Raw genomic sequence first — 15,810 nt, forward strand, 5'->3', positions numbered from 1 at the left:
CGGCCTAATCCGACCTACGCCGCATCCACGTAGGTCGGATTAGCGCAGCGTAATCCGACAAGCACCAACATCACATGAAAACGAAGCAGCCATGACACCCACTGCCACGCAAACACCGGATACCGCGCCGCCCTACCTGTCGGTGAACAATATCGAAGTCATCTACGACCACGTGATCCTGGTCCTGAAGGGCGTGTCGCTGCAAGTCCCGCAGGGCAAGATCGTGGCGCTGCTGGGCGCCAACGGCGCCGGCAAGTCGACCACCCTGAAAACCATCTCGACCCTGCTGCGCGGCGAACGCGGCGACGTCACCAAGGGAGAGGTCCAGTTCAAGGGCGAACGCGTGGATCAATTGACGCCGAATGAGCTGGTCAAGCGGGGCCTGTCGCAAGTGATGGAAGGCCGGCACTGTTTCGGCCATCTCACCATCGAGGAAAACCTCCTGACGGGCGCCTACACGCGCAGCCTGTCGCGCGGCGAGCTGAAAGACGCGCTGGAAAAGGTCTACCACTACTTTCCGCGCCTGAAAACGCGGCGCAGCAGCCAGGCCGGCTATACCTCGGGCGGCGAGCAACAGATGTGCGCCATCGGCCGCGCGCTGATGGCCAAGCCGTCGATGATTTTACTGGACGAACCGTCGATGGGCATCGCACCGCAGATCGTCGAAGAGATCTTCGGCATCGTCAAGGACCTGAACCACAAGGAAAACGTGTCGTTCCTGCTGGCCGAACAGAACACCAACGTGGCGCTGCGCTACGCCGACTTCGGCTACATCCTGGAAAACGGCCGCGTCGTGATGGAAGGACTTGCTAGGGACCTGGCCAGCAACGAAGACGTCAAGGAGTTTTACCTGGGCGTGTCCAGCGCCGGGCGCAAGAGCTTCCGCGACATGAAGTTCTACCGCCGCCGCAAGCGCTGGCTGGCCTGATTCATCAAAACCCTTGGCTGCAACGCGCACGGCGGTCCTGATGGCCTGGCGTGCGGATCAACACGCACTGACAAATGGAGAATGACTGACATGACCGATACGCTCGACAGTCTGGAAACGCGCACCGCCGAGGCGCGCGAACGCGAATTGATGGCCGGCCTGCCGCAGCTGATCGCGCGCGCGCAAAAGGCGCCGGGCTGGGCCCGCATTCTCGATGGCGTCCACGCGGCCGACATCACCAGCCGCGCCGCGCTGGCGCAACTGCCCGTGACGCGCAAGTCCGACCTCAAGCAATTGCAGCACGACGCGCTGCCGTTCGGCGGCTTGAACACGACGCCGAAAAACGCCCTGGCGCGCGTGTTCGTCTCGCCCGGCCCCATCTTCGATCCGGAAGGCCGCGGCCCCGACTGGTGGCGCTTCGCGCGGCCCATGTATGCGGCCGGCGTGCGCGCCGGCGGCTTGCTGCAGAACTGTTTTTCGTATCACTTCACGCCGGCCGCCTTCATGGTCGAAGGGGGCGCCGCGCGCATCGGCTGCACCGTCATCCCGGCCGGCATCGGGCAGACGGAAATGCAGGTGCAGGCGATGGTCGACCTGAAGCCCGACACGTATATCGGCACGCCCTCATTTTTAAAACTGATCATCGAGAAGGCGCGCGAAATGGGCGCCGACATCAGCAGCGTCACCAAGGCCGTGATGGGCGCGGAAGCCTTGCCCGAATCGCTGCGCAGCTGGTTTGCCGAGAACGGCGTGCCGCACGTGTTCCAGACCTATGCCTCGGCCGATATCGGCAGCATCGCCTATGAAACGGCCAGCAATGGCAAGCTCAATCCGGGCATGGTCGTCGATGAAAACGTCCTGCTTGAAATCGTCCATCCGGGCAGCGGCATTCCCGTCGCGCCGGGCGAAGTGGGTGAAGTCGTCGTCACCGTCTTCAATGCCGACTACCCGCTGATCCGCTTCGCCACGGGAGACTTATCGGCCGTGCTGATGGACGCGCCGGAGTCGCCGTGCGGCCGCACGAATACGCGCATCAAAGGCTGGATGGGGCGCGCCGATCAAACCACCAAGGTGCGCGCCATGTTCGTGCATCCGTCGCAGGTGCATGACATCGCGCGCCGCCATCCGCAAATCAGGAAGGCGCGGCTGGTCGTGTCCGGGCGCATGGCCAACGACGAGATGGCTTTGCATTGCGAAGTCGACGATCCGACGGACGCCAGCGGCGTGGAAGCCATCATCGGCTCGATCCGCGAACTGACCAAGCTGCGCGGCGACGTGGTGCTGGTGGCCGTGGGCAGCCTGGCGCTGGATGGCAAGGTCATTGACGACATGCGCGATTACAAATAAGGCCGATTTGCGGGATAATACCGGCATTTACCATCAGCCCCATTCATCGCCATGCAAGAGTCCATGCAAGAATTTCATCACAACCGTGCCCGTGACCTGATCAAGAACGCGGAACTGCTGTTCGACCAAGATACCGTGCAGGCGTCGATCACGCGCATGGCCGATGTGCTCAACACGCGCTTCAACGCCGCCGATTCCAAGGAATTCCCGCTGGTGCTGGGGGTGATGGGCGGCGCCGTCGTGTTTACGGGCAACCTGCTGCCGCAACTGAGCTTCCCGCTCGAATTCGACTACATCCATGTGAGCCGCTACGGCGACGACGACAAGGGTGGCGAAGTGGTATGGAAAGTCATCCCTCGTTCGAACGTAGCGGGCCGCACCGTCATCGTGCTCGACGATATTCTCGACGAAGGCGAAACCCTGGCGCACGTCAAGCAGCGTTTGCTGGACATGGGCGCCTCGGAAGTCATCCTGGCCGTGTTTGCCGACAAAGCCATCGGCAAGAAAAAGCCCGTACAGGCCGACATCGTCGGCCTGGTGATCCCGAACCGCTTCGTCGTCGGCTTCGGCATGGATGCGTACGGCTACTGGCGCAACTTGCCGGGGCTGTGGGCCATCAAGCCCGAGGATTTGAAGCAGGAGTGATGTAACAGTGGTTGTCGGATTACGCTGCGCTAATCCGACCTACCAGTGCCCGGTGGCGTAGGTCGGATTAGCGCGCAGCGCGTAATCCGACACCCTCACCAGCATTACAGCTTCAACCGCGCGCGCGCCGCATCGTATTCGGCCTTCAGGCGCGCCACCATCTCTTCCACGCTCGGCACGTCGTCCATCAAGCCCACGCCCTGGCCCGCGCCCCAGATGTCGCGCCAGGCCTTGGCGCTGCCGGAGCCGAAATTCATCGAACTCTTGTCCGCTTCAGGCAAGGCTTCCGGATCGAGTCCCGCCGCTTCGATCGATTTTTTCAGATAATTCCCGTGCACGCCCGTAAACAGGTTGGTGTAGACGATGTCCGCCGCTGCGGAATCGACGATGGCGTCGCGGTAACCGTCGCTGACGTTCGATTCCTTGGTCGCCAGCCAGCGCGAACCGATGTAGGCAAAGTCCGCGCCCATGGCTTGCGCGGCCAGCACGGCGTCGCCGGTGGCGATGGAGCCCGACAGCGCCAGCGGGCCATCGAAGAATTTGCGCACTTCACCCACCAGCGCGAATGGCGACAGGGTGCCCGCATGGCCGCCAGCACCGCTGGCCACCAGGATCAAGCCGTCGACGCCCGCCTCCAGCGCCTTTTTCGCGTGGCGGATCGAGATCACATCGTGCAGCACGATGCCGCCATAGCTGTGGATGGCGTCGAGCATTTCCTTGGGCGGCGCGCGCAGCGAGGAAATGATGATGGGAATCCGGTGTTTCACGCACACTTCCACATCGTGCGCCAGACGGTCGTTCGACTGGTGCACGATCTGGTTGACGGCGATCGGTCCCACTTTTTTATCGGGATTGGCGGCCTGGAAGGCGGCCAGTTCGGCCTGCAAATCCGTGAGCCAGGTGTCGAGCAATTCGGCAGGACGCGCGTTCAGCGCGGGAAAGGAACCGACGATGCCGGCCTTGCACTGCGCCGCGACGAGGGCCGGGCCGCTGGCGATGAACATCGGCGAGGCGATAACGGGTAAGGAGAGGTTTTGCAACGCAACAGGCAATGCCATGGCGGACTCGCTGGAAAGTTGATCGGGATGAAAGACACACTGAACGTTGATTATAGTGCAGAAAAAGTACGATCGTGCTGAATTTATCGCAAGTCCGTTTCAGCCCTCGTTGAGCAAGTACTCACCCTCGACACGTGCCGCCGCGGCCTTCACCAGCTGCGACACGGCCCACTCGGCCAGCGCGGCCGCCTCCTGGCGCAGGAAGCGCCGGTTGGCCTCTTCGAAGATGGGCATGCCGCGCAACAGGGCCGGTATGGCGGCCAGGGCGATACGCTGGCGTTCCAGCAGCAAAAATTTCAGCAGCACTTTCACCGCGTTCTGCGCATTGCGCACGGGGTCCGACGACAGGTAGTCGAGGCGCGAATACGCGCGCTGCAGGGCGCCGGCGGCGTCCTGGAACGGCCGCCCGTGGCCGGGAATGACGACGCGCACGTCCAGGCTGGCGATCAGGTCCAAGGTGGCGCGCGCTTCCAGAAAGCCGGAGCCGCCATCGAGTTCGGGGAAGATCACGCCAAAGCCGTTTTCCCACAGGGCGTCGGCGGAAATGAGGATGCCCTCGTCGGCACAGTAAAAAATCAGCGAGTGCGGGTCGTGGCCCGGTGCGCCCAGCGCCTGCCAGGCCATGTCGGCCAAGGTCAACCTGTCGCCGGGCGAGACGGTGGCGTCAAAGCCGAAGCGCGGGCATTGCTGGCCCGTGGCCTGGAAGCTGAGGGTGTCCACGTCCCAGCTGCGCACCTTGTCCGCTTCCGAGACCGGAATGGCCGTCTGGCAGCCGTAGGCGGCTTGCAGCAGCGCGTTGCCGCCGCAATGGTCGGAGTGCAGATGGGTGTTGAACAGGCGGTCCAGCGGTCGGCCGGCCAGGCTGTGGCGCAGCAGGGCCAGGGTTTGCGGCGCATGCGTGACATAGCCGCTGTCGATCAGGGCCGTGTCATCCTTCCCCTGGAACAGGATGTTGTTCGACGACAGCCAGCCGCGTTCAAACACCTGCATGGCATCGGGGAACAGCGCTGGCGATCGCGACATGGGCTTCCTCAGTAGTCGGGCTCGAAATCGAGCAAAGATTCGCGTCCTGGCAATTCGGCCCACACGGCGCGCTTGAAATCGTCGTCGGCCTTGCTCCAGGCGATGATCTCGTCGAGCGTGCGCAAGCAGCCTTCGCACAAGCCGCTGTTGCGGTTCATCTTGCACAGGCTGACACAGGGCGACGGCACCGGCGACGGCAAGGGGAGCGGAACGGCTGGCGGAGGTGGGGTAGCGACCATCATGGAACGGCATCGGTAAACGTGAAGGCTTGCATTATGCCGCGAAACCGCGCCGGCGCGTCGACGGCGTCGGCATGCAATGTTTCTGTGAGTATATTTTCAAGCGAAAGCATGCTCAAAAACGCATCTCCCGGAAATTTATTTTGCAGCTGGTTTTCACTCTGCGGGTGCCCGTCCTACAACACGATCAGGCCAGATCCTGCTTGACTTGAGATATTACACAACTATACTACCATCCATACAGATGGCAATTGGATGCCACGTGGAGTTTTTGGAGAGATATGGCCAAGCAAGACAGCAAGCCCAAAATTGGGGAATCCGAGAAAATCACGATCAACCTCGGCTTGATCGACCTGGGGCAGATCGATTTGCTGGTTCAGGAGGGATTTTATTCCAACCGCACGGATCTGATCCGTACGGCCATCCGCAACCAGCTGGGTATCCACGCCGACGTGGTGAAACAAACCGTCGCCCGTAAAAGCCTGGTATTGGGCATGCAGCACTATTCGCGCGCCGACCTGGAAGCGATCCAGGCAGCCGGCCAGCGCCTGCAGATCCAGGTGCTGGGACTGGCCAGCATCGCCAGCGACGTCTCCGTGGAACTGGCACTGGCCACCATCGAGTCGATTTTCGTATTAGGTGCCCTGCACGCCAGCACCGTCGTCAAGACGGCGCTCGCAGGGCGAATTCACTAGCGTATTGGTTTGCGGCGATGACCCGGCCGATGCGCGGCACCGTTAAGGATGGTCATGAAACTACCTCTCAACATGTTGGCGCAGATGCGCGCAGCGACCCGTAATCTGATGGGCAGCGGTCCCGCCGCCGCCACCGAAGCGATCCAGCAGGCGCTGTCTGCCGCCGGCCTGGCGCCGCACGCGGCGTCCACGCAAGCGCCGCCACCGCAGCCGATGCGCGACATTAATCCGCCACCGGCGCCACCGTCAGCGCAGGCCCGCGCCGCGCCGCCGCAAGCGGACGCCGCACCGGAAGCGGCATCGGTGCCGCCCACGCCCGCGCAGGCGGCGCAGGAATTCGCGCAGGATTTCATGGCGCGCCTGGGCGTGCCCGCCGGCCTGGGCCAGCACAGCTTCGACATGCCCAGCTTCGAGCTGCCGAATTTTCATCCGCCCGGCTTCAACGCGCCGGCCGCCACGCCGGCGGAAATACCCGCTGGCGCGCAGTTCATCGACGGCGTATACCGCAACCATGCGGGCACGCGTTCGTACAAGCTGTATATCCCCAGCAGCTATCACGGCCAGGCCATGCCGCTGATCGTGATGCTGCACGGCTGCACGCAAAATCCCGACGATTTCGCCGCCGGCACGCAGATGAATGCGCTGGCCGAAGAAAAGGAATGTTTTGTCGTCTATCCGGCGCAGACGCAGGGTGCCAACAGTTCACGCTGCTGGAACTGGTTCAACGCCATCGACCAGCAGCGCGACCAGGGCGAACCGTCGCTGATCGCCGGCATCGCGCGGCAAGTCATCGACGACTACCCGGTGAATGAACGCGAAGTGTTCGTCGCCGGCCTGTCGGCGGGCGGCGCCATGGCCGTCATCGTCGGCACCTTGTACCCCGAGCTGTTTGCCGCCGTCGGCGTGCATTCGGGCCTGCCCTTCGCTTCGGCGCAGGACTTGCCGTCGGCGCTGGCCGCCATGAAAGGCGGCGCCATGCCCAATGCCCAGCGCAAGGCGCCGGCGGGCGGCGTCCCCATCATCGTTTTCCATGGCGACCGCGACACCACCGTCAACCCGCGCAATGGCGATGAACTGATCGCGCAGGGCGTGCGCAGTCAGGCGGGCGGCAAGGCGGCCAAGGCGGCATCCATCGACGGCAGCGTGCCGAATGGCCACCGCTACACGCGCACCACGCACAGCCAGGCCGATGGCTCGCCGCTGGGAGAACACTGGGTCATCCACGGCGCCGGCCATGCCTGGTCCGGCGGCAGCAATAACGGCAGCTACACGGACGGAAAAGGGCCGGACGCCAGCCGCGAGATGCTGCGCTTCTTCAAGACCGTCAGCTAAGCACTGATCTGGACGTGGCATGCACGGCGCCGGCCATGCCTGGTCAGGCGGCAGCGACAGCGGCAGTCATGCGGCCGACGGCAAAGGCCCGGACGCCAGCCGCCGGTCGCAAAAAGCAGCTGCGCTTCTTCAAGACCGTCAGCTGATGTTTTCGGTATATGGCGCGATCTGCCGCTGCTTGTCGGCGATCTCGCACACGCCATCGGCATAGCGGCTGGAGATGGCGATGAATTGGTCCTGGATCTGCAGGAAGGCGTCGACGATCTCGGCGTCAAAGTGCGAACCGCGCCCCTCGATGATAATCTGCACGGCCTGTGCATGCTCCATGCCCTGCTTGTAGATGCGTCGGCTGATCAGGGCGTCATACACGTCGGCCAGCGCCATCAGGCGCGCCGAAATCGGGATGTCTTCGCCAGCCAGCCCTTGCGGGTAACCGCTGCCATCCCATTTTTCATGGTGGCTGTAGGCGATCTCTTTCGCGTACTTGAGGAAATCGACCTCGATGCCCAGCTCGTGCTCGGCCGCCAGGATGGCGTCGCGCCCCAGGGTGGTGTGCGTCTTCATGATGGCCATTTCGTGCGGCTCGAAACGCCCCGGCTTGAGCAAAATATGGTCGGGGATGCCCACCTTGCCGATATCGTGCAGCGGCGCCGTCTTGAACAGCAGTTCGATATTCTTGTCCGTCAAAAAATCGCGGAAGCGCGGCAGGTCGCGCACTTTCTCGGCCAGCGCCTTCAGGTAGTGCGAGGTGCGACGGATATGGTTGCCCGTCTCGCTGTCGCGCGTCTCGGCCAGCGAAGCCATGGCGTGTATCGTGACGTCCTGCAGCGCCGCCACTTCCTGCACCCGGCGCTCGACTTCCGTTTCCAGGTAATGATTCTGGTCGCGCAAAAAATCCTGCATCTGCTTCATCGCCAGCTGCGTCTTGATACGGGCCAGCACGATGGGCGCCGAAATCGGCTTGGTGATGTAATCGACGGCGCCCAGGGCCAGGCCCAGCTGCTCGTCGGCCACTTCGCTCATGGCGGTCACAAAAATCACGGGGATGCCGGCCGTGGCGGCATCGGCCTTCAGCGCGCGGCACACATCGTAGCCACTCATGCCCGGCATCATGATGTCGAGCAGGATCAGATCGGGCTGGTCGCCGCCGGCGGCGATCTTCAGGGCGCGCTCGCCATTGACGGCGATCTTGGTGCGGTAATCGTCTTCCAGCACCGCGCGCAGCAGGTCGATATTGTCTGGCGTGTCGTCGACTACCAGGATGGTTGGCTTGCTTGCTGACGCTCTCATGCCCGTCCTTCGCTCTGCATAGTTATCCTTGTCACAGTGTCAGTTCCAGCGCATCGGCCACCTCGCCCAGCTGCGCCAGCGCACCTTCGAAATCGTATTGTCCCAGCATGCGCTTCAGCTGGCGCGCATGTTCCGCCTGCCCGGCCGCGACCAGCACGGGACCGATGCCATCGAGATGCTTGACGGCCTGCGCATCGTCCTGCTGCAGCAGTCGCGACAGTTCGCGCAAGCCCGCCTCCAGGTATGCCCGGTCCACCGGTGCCGCCACGGCGTTGCCCGGCTCGGGCACATTGCTGCGCGACTGCATGGCCAGCACGATCTTCGGCACCAGTTCGTCGAGCGCCAGGGTGCAGGCCGCCAGTGCCTGCGGCAAGCCGTCATGCGATCCCAGGCTGAGCAAATGCTCGACCCGCGCCGCGCTGTCGGCCAGGCCACCGGCGCCGATATTGCCGGCCAGGCCCTTCAGGGTATGCGCTTCCCGGATTGCCGTCTCGAGCTGATTGTTCTCGATGGCGGCGACGATGCGCTGCATGGCATCGAACTGGGTTTCCACAAAACGATCCAGCAATTTTCGCATCAACGTGGCATTGCCGCCCACGCGCCGCATGGCCTCCGCCATTTTCAGGCCGGCGATCACGGGCAGCTCCGCTTCCTGCTGCGCCACCACCACCGTCATTTCCTGCGGCGCGGCCGGCGCGATCCAGCGCGCCAGGGTACCGAACAGCTGCGCCACGTCGATCGGCTTGGCGATGAAATCGTTCATGCCGGCGTCCAGGCATTTTTCCTTGTCGCCGACCATGGCATTGGCCGTCATGGCGATCACCGGCAAATCCGAATAACGGGGATCCTGGCGCAGCTTGCGGGTGGCCTGGTAGCCATCCATCACCGGCATCTGGCAATCCATCAGCACGCCGTCATAGGCGTTTTCCTCGATCTTCGCCAGCGCGATGGCGCCATTGCTCGCGATGTCGACACGAATGCCGGCGTCGTTGAGAATATGCTGCGCCACTTCCTGGTTCACCTCATTATCCTCCACCAGCAGCAGCCAGGCGCCGCGCAGGGCGCGTTCGTCGTCGCGGTAGCTGCTCTGGCGCTGCGTCTTGCGGCTCTGCCCTGTCACGCCGCCAAACACGAACGATATCTGGTCGAGCAGGGTCGAGGCGCTGACCGGCTTGTTCAATACGCCATCGAGCGGCAATTCCCGCTGGCGCGCCGCCTCCAGCAGTGCTTCGCGATGGAAGGCCGTGACCATGATACAGGCCGGCGTCGCATCGATGCCGGCGGCATCGGCACGGATGCCGGCCAGCGTATCGAGGCCGTTCATGCCCGGCATTTTCCAGTCCATCAGCACCAGCCCGTACGGGCGCCCCTCGGTGCGCGCCTGCGCCACGGCGCCGATGGCCAGCACGCCGCCAAACACGGCACGCGCATCGAAACCGAGCGCCGTCAGCATGCTGACGAAAATTTCGCGCGCGCTGGGGTTATCATCGACCACCAGCACGCGCAGGCCCTGGAACTGCGACGGCACTGGCAGGCTGTCGCGCGGCACGGCGGCCAGGCCGAAGCGGGCCGTAAAGAAAAAGGTGCTGCCCACACCCGCTTCGCTGACCAGGTCAATTTCGCCTTCCATCATTTCCACCAGGCGCTTGCTGATGGTCAGCCCCAGGCCGGTGCCGCCATGGTGGCGCGTGGTGGACGTGTCGGCCTGGGTAAATGCCTGGAACAATTTGCTGCGCTGGGGCGGCGTCAGGCCGATGCCCGTGTCGCGCACATCGACACGCAGCACCGCCGCATGTTCTTCCAGCTGCTGCAGGCGGATGCTGACGACGATCTCGCCCTTGTCCGTAAATTTGATGGCATTGTTGGTCAGGTTGATCAGCACCTGGCCCAGGCGCAGCGGATCGCCCTGCAATGCGTTCGGCACGTCGGGGGCGATGTCGAACAGCAGTTCGAGCCCCTTGTCCTGGACCCGCATCACGGACAGGTCGGCGATCTGCGCCAGCACGTCCTCGAGGAAAAAATCGACTTTTTCAAAGGCCATCTTGCCCGCCTCGATCTTCGAGAAATCGAGGATGTCGTCGATGATGGCCAGCAGGTTCTTCGATGCCGATTCCACCTTTTCCAGGTAGTTGCGCTGGGTCGAGGTGAGCTCCGTCTGCAGCGCCAGGTGGGTCATGCCGATGATACCGTTCATCGGCGTGCGAATTTCATGGGACATATTCGCCAGGAAGTCCGACTTCATCTTGGTCGCATCCTCGGCCACTTCGACGGCATGCCGCAGATCCTGCTCGACGGCCAGGTTGGTACTCATGTTTTTCAGCGCCTGCAGCAATTCGCCCGTCTCATCGCGCGACGTCACTTCGATGACGGAACTGAAGTCGCCTTTGGCCACGCGCGTAGCGATCGCCACCGCCTCGCCCAAGGGACGCGTGATCGAGCGCGCCGACCAGGCAAAGGCCAGGCCGATCAACAGGGCTGCCAGGCCGATACCACCCATCAGGATCAGCGACGTATCGATATCGTCGCGTATCCTGGCCGCGCTGTCGCGTATCAGTTGCTGCTGCAAGTCATCGAGCTGGCCCACATACAGCAGCACTTTTTCCAGTACCGGCAAGGTCTGCGTCCGCATGGCCAGCTCCGCGGCAGCATCCTCGCCGCGCTCGACCAGTTCGAACATCGTCTTGAGCGAGCCATAGTAGTCGGCGCGTGCCAGGTGCATCTGTTCCAGCAGCCGCCGTTCTTCCGGCCGCGCATCGAGACCATCGAGGATGCGCACCTGTTCATCGATGCCTTGCTTGATCGCTTCCAGGTGCGCCTGATTCGCCTGGCGCCGTGCCAATTCGTGCTGGTTCGGCAGGCTGGGAATGCGCGTGGCCGCCTCGCGCGCCAGTCCATGGATCTTGCTGGTGGCTTTGGCGGCGACCCAGTCGCGCTGCAGGATATCGTCGGTCTCGGCGCGGATGGCATAGATGCGGCTACCGGCCAGGACGATGACGACCAGCATCAGCACGATCAAAATGGCATAACCGGCATTGATGCGCACGCCGATGCGGATATCCCTGAAGCGCATAACTTTCCTATAAGAAATTCTTAAAAATTGAAGTCTGAACGTATTCCCCTACGGAATGCAAGGTTTATTGCAAAGCAATTTATATCGAAGCGCTTAATTGGCCGACGTGATGGCTTTTACAGGGGGTGTCAGGGTGGCGATATGCGCTTGCAGGCAGGCTGGGCACCAGCAGCCGACGGCGCCGCCGGGCACGGGAACGGCCGGCGGCAGGGCCAAGCACCAGCAGGGTCCGCTGGCCTGCGGGTCAGTCTGGCCGCACTGGAAGGTGGCGCCGCAGCGGGTGCATGCGCTCATGGCTGTGTTTGAATTGGCAAGTGTGTGTCATGCTGCGACGGGATGCGACGCAGATGTAACGGGCAGTAAAAGGGCTGGCTGGGGGACATATCGGGCCAGACTATAGGATCATCAGGGAAAATACAACAAGATCGCCCTATAATGCCTCCAGGATTTTCTTCTTCCCTGTAAAATCGCACAAATCTATTTTCCGGACTCGCCATGAATCAACTAGCTAACTTGAACCTGGACATGAATGACGACTTGACGGCGGTGTCGCCGCAAATCAAGGCGCAGATTCTGGCCGAGGCCCTTCCCTACATTCGCAATTTCCATGGCAAGACCATCGTCATCAAATACGGTGGCAATGCCATGACGGACGAACGCCTGAAGCACGGCTTCGCGCGCGACGTCATCCTGCTCAAGCTGGTCGGCATGAACCCGGTGGTGGTGCACGGCGGCGGACCGCAGATCGACAACGCGCTGAAAAAAATCGGCAAGCAAGGCACCTTCGTGCAAGGCATGCGTATCACCGATGAAGAAACCATGGAAGTGGTGGAGTGGGTGCTGGGCGGCGAAGTGCAGCAGGATATCGTCATGCTGATCAACCATTACGGCGGCCAGGCTGTCGGCCTGACGGGCAAGGATGGCGGCTTGATCCGCGCGCGCAAGATGCAGATGCCGGACCGCGAACATCCGGGCGAATTCCTCGACATCGGCTTTGTCGGCGAGATCGACGCGATCAACCCGGCCGTCGTCAAGGCGCTGCAGGACGATGCCTTCATTCCCATCATTTCGCCGATCGGTTTCGGCCAGGATGGCCAGGCCTACAACATCAACGCGGACGTGGTAGCCGGCAAGATCGCGGAAATCCTGAAAGCGGAAAAGCTGATCATGATGACCAACATCGCCGGCGTCCAGGACAAGCAGGGCAACCTGGTGACCGACCTGTCCGCGCGCGAAATCGACGAGATGTTCGCCGATGGCACGATCTCGGGCGGCATGCTGCCGAAGATCTCGTCCGCGCTCGACGCCGCCAAGTCCGGCGTGAACACGGTACACATCATTGATGGCCGCATCGAACACTCATTATTGCTGGAAGTGTTGACCGAGCAGGCTTTTGGTACTATGATCCGTTCGCACTAAAAAATAATTCGGCGCAATTCACCCAGCGCCGATTTTTTATGCCCTTGTAGCTCAGTGGTAGAGCACTCCCTTGGTAAGGGAGAGGCCACGTGTTCGATCCACGTCAAGGGCACCATCGATTTATCCCCGTATCTGAAAAATGTCCATGGCTGCGTTGCCTCGCCTCGCCGTACATTCGTACTGTCTTCGTCTCGGCGCCTTGCCCTGAACACTTTTCCATCTGCTCTGCCTTCATCTCCCCATAGTAAAAATGCCCATGGCGGCGTTGTCCTTCCTCGCCGTACATGCGTACTGTCTTCGTCAGTCCGCCTTGCCCTGAACATTTTTCCATCTGCTCTGCCGCGTGTTTTGCGCGGCTAAGCCAGCGTTATCCCTAATACACCCGCTCGACCTTTAAGCCCCTTTGACGCAACAGCTCCGGCACGCTTTTCGTTCCGACCAGGTGCAGCACGCCGATGGCGGCCAGGCTGTGCTTTTCGCGCGCCAGCAACTTGGCGATGCCGTCGGCCAGGGCCGGGTTGCGGCCATCTAACAACACCTTTTGCACGAACTGCGCGGCGAACGAGGGGTCTGTCGCTGCCTTTGCCGCCAGCTTGTCGAAGGCGGCCGCGTCGGCCGTGCGCCAGGCGTTGGCGATCTCGCGCGCTTCCTGGCTTTGTTCCTGGTCCTCGATCGAGGCCACGCCGTCTTCCAGGAAGCGGCACTGGTCGAGCGGCGTCATCGCGCCAAACAGCGCCAGCTGGCCTTCCATCGACTCGAGTTCCAGCACGGGGATCTTGCGCGCCTTGGCCTGCTGCGACAGATAATTGTCGACCGCCAGGTCGGAGCGGTAGCCGAGGGTGGAAAACTCGCCGATGGCCAGCATGCTGGCCAGCATCCACGGTTTCATCTGCGCCACCGCTTCGGCCGGAATGCCGTATTTTTGCAACAGCGGCGCCAGGCGCGGGGCCAGGGTCTGGCGGCAGTCGGCCGGCACTTGGCTGCCCGGCGCCTCCATGCCGTATTTCAGCACGGCGCCCAGGGCGGCGCGCGGGTCGGCGCCGGGATCGATCTCCAGCGCCAGCGCGCCAGCCTGATGCAGCGCCTGCGTCACGGTGGGTTCCAGCGGATAAAAGTCGGGGGCGCCGACGTGGATGGTGCCGAACAAATACAGGGTGTGGCCGGCGTCCTGCACCCTGAACAGGGCACCCCGGTTTTGCGCCACGGGTGGCACTTCGGCGAAGGCCGCTGGCAACGGCAACAAGAATAATCCGCAAAACATCACTATAATCTGGCGTCGCATGGTTTTCCTGATTGTTGAATTTTTCATCTTGCTTATCATCTTGCCTAAAGACTCCTGTGCCTGTGTCCCATCTTAACCGCTCGTCGCCGGTCTGGCTGTTTGACCTCGACAACACGCTGCACAATGCCTCGCACGCCATCTTCCCCACCATCACGGCCAATATGAACACGTATATTGCCCGCGTGCTGGGCGACGGCGTGACGCCGGCCGACGACGCCATCGTCAATGCGGCGCGCGCGGCCTACTGGCGCCGCTATGGCGCCACCTTGCTGGGCATGGTCAAGCACCATCAGGTGCAGGCCGCGCATTTTTTGCACGAGACGCACGCGTTCGACGATTTGCGCGCCATGATACGCGCCGAGCGGGGGCTGGGGGCTTTACTCAAACGCCTGCCTGGCCGTAAAATTTTACTCACCAACGCGCCGCTGCGCTACTCGAGCGACGTGATGCGCCATCTGGGCCTGCGCCGGCACTTTGCGCAGCATATCGCCATCGAGGCGATGCATGTGCACCGCCAGCTGCGGCCCAAGCCATCGACGCTGATGCTGCGCAAACTGATGCGCAAGCACCAGATCCGCCCTGGCCGCTGCATCCTGGTGGAAGACACCCTGGCCAACCTGAAGGGCGCAAAAAAACTGGGCATGCGCACGGCCTGGGTCACGCAATACCTGAAAATGGCCGATCCGATCGGCGTGGCGAAGCTGCCCAAGGCGTTAAATCGCCCCGCTTACGTCGATGTCAAAGTAAAATCTGTCCGGCATTTGGTACGCCGCCTTCACCGCCTGCGTTGAAGGGGACTCCTGGGCTTCCGGTTGACGCCGGAAGCCGCACCGCTAGCGGCGGTGACGGAACGCCCCATCAAGGCAGCATTTTTTTAACGACAAGAGAAAATATGGCAAGCACACCGCCGGGCCAACGCAGGCTACAAATTCTTCAGGCCCTCGCCGCAATGCTGGAGCAGCCGAAAGGCGAAAAGATCACCACTGCCGCACTGGCGGCCAGACTGGCCGTGTCGGAAGCGGCCCTGTACCGCCATTTCGCCAGCAAGGCGCAAATGTTCGAAGGACTGATCGAATTCATCGAGTCGAGCGTTTTCGGCCTGATCAACCAGATCGCGGAAAAGCACAGCGACGGCATGACGCAGACGCGCGACATCGTCGGCATGCTGCTCAATTTCGCCATCAGCAATCCGGGCATGACGCGCGTGCTGATCGGCGATGCGCTGGTCAATGAGGACGAGCGCCTGCAAGTGCGCATGAACCAGTTCTACGACCGCGTGGAACTGGCGCTCAAGCAGGCCTTGCGCGTGGCCGCCGCCGAAGGCCATGGCAAGGAAAGCGAAGTGGCGGCGCGCGCCACCCTGATCGTCAGCTTCGTCATTGGACGCTGGCACCGCTACGCCAAGAGCGGCTTCAAGATCAATCCCTCCCAGGAAGCGGCGCTGCAAATCGCCATGCTGCTGGGGTAAGTCATCGCCGCGGC

General features: G+C 62.4%; 15 protein-coding genes and 1 tRNA gene. 9 read left to right on the forward strand and 7 right to left on the reverse strand.

The genetic code is table 11. The annotated features are described in order from the left end of the window. Nucleotides 1-91 precede the first annotated feature (91 nt). The 3 genes from KY494_RS17355 (at nt 92) to KY494_RS17365 (ending at nt 2,920) form a co-directional block, all read left to right on the forward strand. The gene (locus KY494_RS17355; protein WP_219887652.1) at nt 92-928 is read left to right on the forward strand and encodes an ABC transporter ATP-binding protein; all 837 of its coding nucleotides are present in this window, start codon (nt 92-94) and stop codon (nt 926-928) included. 90 nt (nt 929-1,018) lie between these two features. Then, nucleotides 1,019-2,275, forward strand: coding sequence for a phenylacetate--CoA ligase family protein (locus tag KY494_RS17360; RefSeq protein ID WP_258194295.1), 1,257 nt, complete (start codon nt 1,019-1,021; stop codon nt 2,273-2,275). Between the two features lie 63 nt (nt 2,276-2,338). Then, nucleotides 2,339-2,920: a hypoxanthine-guanine phosphoribosyltransferase gene (locus KY494_RS17365; RefSeq protein WP_071079967.1), complete on the forward strand. Its 582-nt coding sequence runs from the start codon at nt 2,339-2,341 to the stop codon at nt 2,918-2,920. 104 nt (nt 2,921-3,024) lie between these two features. On the opposite strand, the gene KY494_RS17370 is transcribed toward KY494_RS17365, so the two are convergent. The 3 genes from KY494_RS17370 to KY494_RS17380 all read right to left on the reverse strand — a co-directional run bounded on the left by KY494_RS17370 (nt 3,025) and on the right by KY494_RS17380 (nt 5,243). Then, nucleotides 3,025-3,978, reverse strand: coding sequence for a nitronate monooxygenase family protein (locus KY494_RS17370; protein WP_219887654.1), 954 nt, complete (start codon nt 3,976-3,978; stop codon nt 3,025-3,027). A 99-nt stretch (nt 3,979-4,077) separates the two neighbouring features. Continuing rightward, entirely contained in the window at nt 4,078-5,001 is a 924-nt protein-coding gene (locus KY494_RS17375; RefSeq protein WP_219887655.1) for an MBL fold metallo-hydrolase, read from the reverse strand. An 8-nt stretch (nt 5,002-5,009) separates the two neighbouring features. Continuing rightward, complete coding sequence (locus KY494_RS17380; protein WP_070304433.1) at nt 5,010-5,243, reverse strand: DUF1289 domain-containing protein; 234 nt, start codon at nt 5,241-5,243, stop codon at nt 5,010-5,012. A 278-nt stretch (nt 5,244-5,521) separates the two neighbouring features. Between KY494_RS17380 and KY494_RS17385 the strand changes: the two genes are divergently transcribed. Next, nucleotides 5,522-5,935 (forward strand): CopG family transcriptional regulator, encoded by a 414-nt coding sequence (locus KY494_RS17385; RefSeq protein ID WP_034783786.1) that lies wholly within the window; start codon nt 5,522-5,524, stop codon nt 5,933-5,935. 54 nt (nt 5,936-5,989) lie between these two features. Then, nucleotides 5,990-7,267, forward strand: a complete 1,278-nt coding sequence (locus tag KY494_RS17390; RefSeq protein ID WP_258194296.1) for a PHB depolymerase family esterase — start codon at nt 5,990-5,992, stop codon at nt 7,265-7,267. A gap of 138 nt (nt 7,268-7,405) precedes the next feature. Here the strand turns inward: KY494_RS17390 and KY494_RS17395 are convergent, their stop codons facing one another. The 3 genes from KY494_RS17395 to KY494_RS17405 form a co-directional block, all read right to left on the reverse strand. Continuing rightward, nucleotides 7,406-8,557 carry a two-component system response regulator gene (locus KY494_RS17395; protein ID WP_219887656.1) on the reverse strand — a complete coding sequence of 384 codons (1,152 nt, stop codon included), beginning with the start codon at nt 8,555-8,557 and terminating at the stop codon, nt 7,406-7,408. A 31-nt stretch (nt 8,558-8,588) separates the two neighbouring features. Further along, nucleotides 8,589-11,627, reverse strand: coding sequence for a response regulator (locus KY494_RS17400; protein ID WP_219887657.1), 3,039 nt, complete (start codon nt 11,625-11,627; stop codon nt 8,589-8,591). Between the two features lie 93 nt (nt 11,628-11,720). Then, entirely contained in the window at nt 11,721-11,921 is a 201-nt protein-coding gene (locus tag KY494_RS17405; RefSeq protein ID WP_219887658.1) for a cysteine-rich CWC family protein, read from the reverse strand. Between the two features lie 231 nt (nt 11,922-12,152). Here KY494_RS17405 and argB point away from each other — a divergent pair, with 231 nt between their 5' ends. Together argB and KY494_RS17415 are read left to right on the forward strand one after the other, a co-directional pair. Further along, nucleotides 12,153-13,046, forward strand: coding sequence for an acetylglutamate kinase (gene argB / locus KY494_RS17410; protein ID WP_010393729.1), 894 nt, complete (start codon nt 12,153-12,155; stop codon nt 13,044-13,046). 40 nt (nt 13,047-13,086) lie between these two features. After that, nucleotides 13,087-13,161: transfer RNA gene (locus tag KY494_RS17415), tRNA-Thr, on the forward strand. Between the two features lie 258 nt (nt 13,162-13,419). Here KY494_RS17415 and KY494_RS17420 read toward each other — a convergent pair. Beyond that, nucleotides 13,420-14,289, reverse strand: coding sequence for a TraB/GumN family protein (locus tag KY494_RS17420; protein WP_258194298.1), 870 nt, complete (start codon nt 14,287-14,289; stop codon nt 13,420-13,422). Between the two features lie 95 nt (nt 14,290-14,384). Here KY494_RS17420 and KY494_RS17425 point away from each other — a divergent pair, with 95 nt between their 5' ends. Continuing rightward, complete coding sequence (locus KY494_RS17425; RefSeq protein ID WP_219134083.1) at nt 14,385-15,119, forward strand: pyrimidine 5'-nucleotidase; 735 nt, start codon at nt 14,385-14,387, stop codon at nt 15,117-15,119. Between the two features lie 101 nt (nt 15,120-15,220). Continuing rightward, a complete protein-coding gene (gene slmA, locus KY494_RS17430) occupies nt 15,221-15,796 on the forward strand; it encodes a nucleoid occlusion factor SlmA (RefSeq protein ID WP_086144344.1) in 576 nt (191 codons plus the stop codon). Nucleotides 15,797-15,810: the final 14 nt, after the last annotated feature.

This window comes from Janthinobacterium sp. PAMC25594 (genome assembly GCF_019443505.1).
Taxonomy (GTDB): Bacteria; Pseudomonadota; Gammaproteobacteria; order Burkholderiales; family Burkholderiaceae_D; genus Janthinobacterium.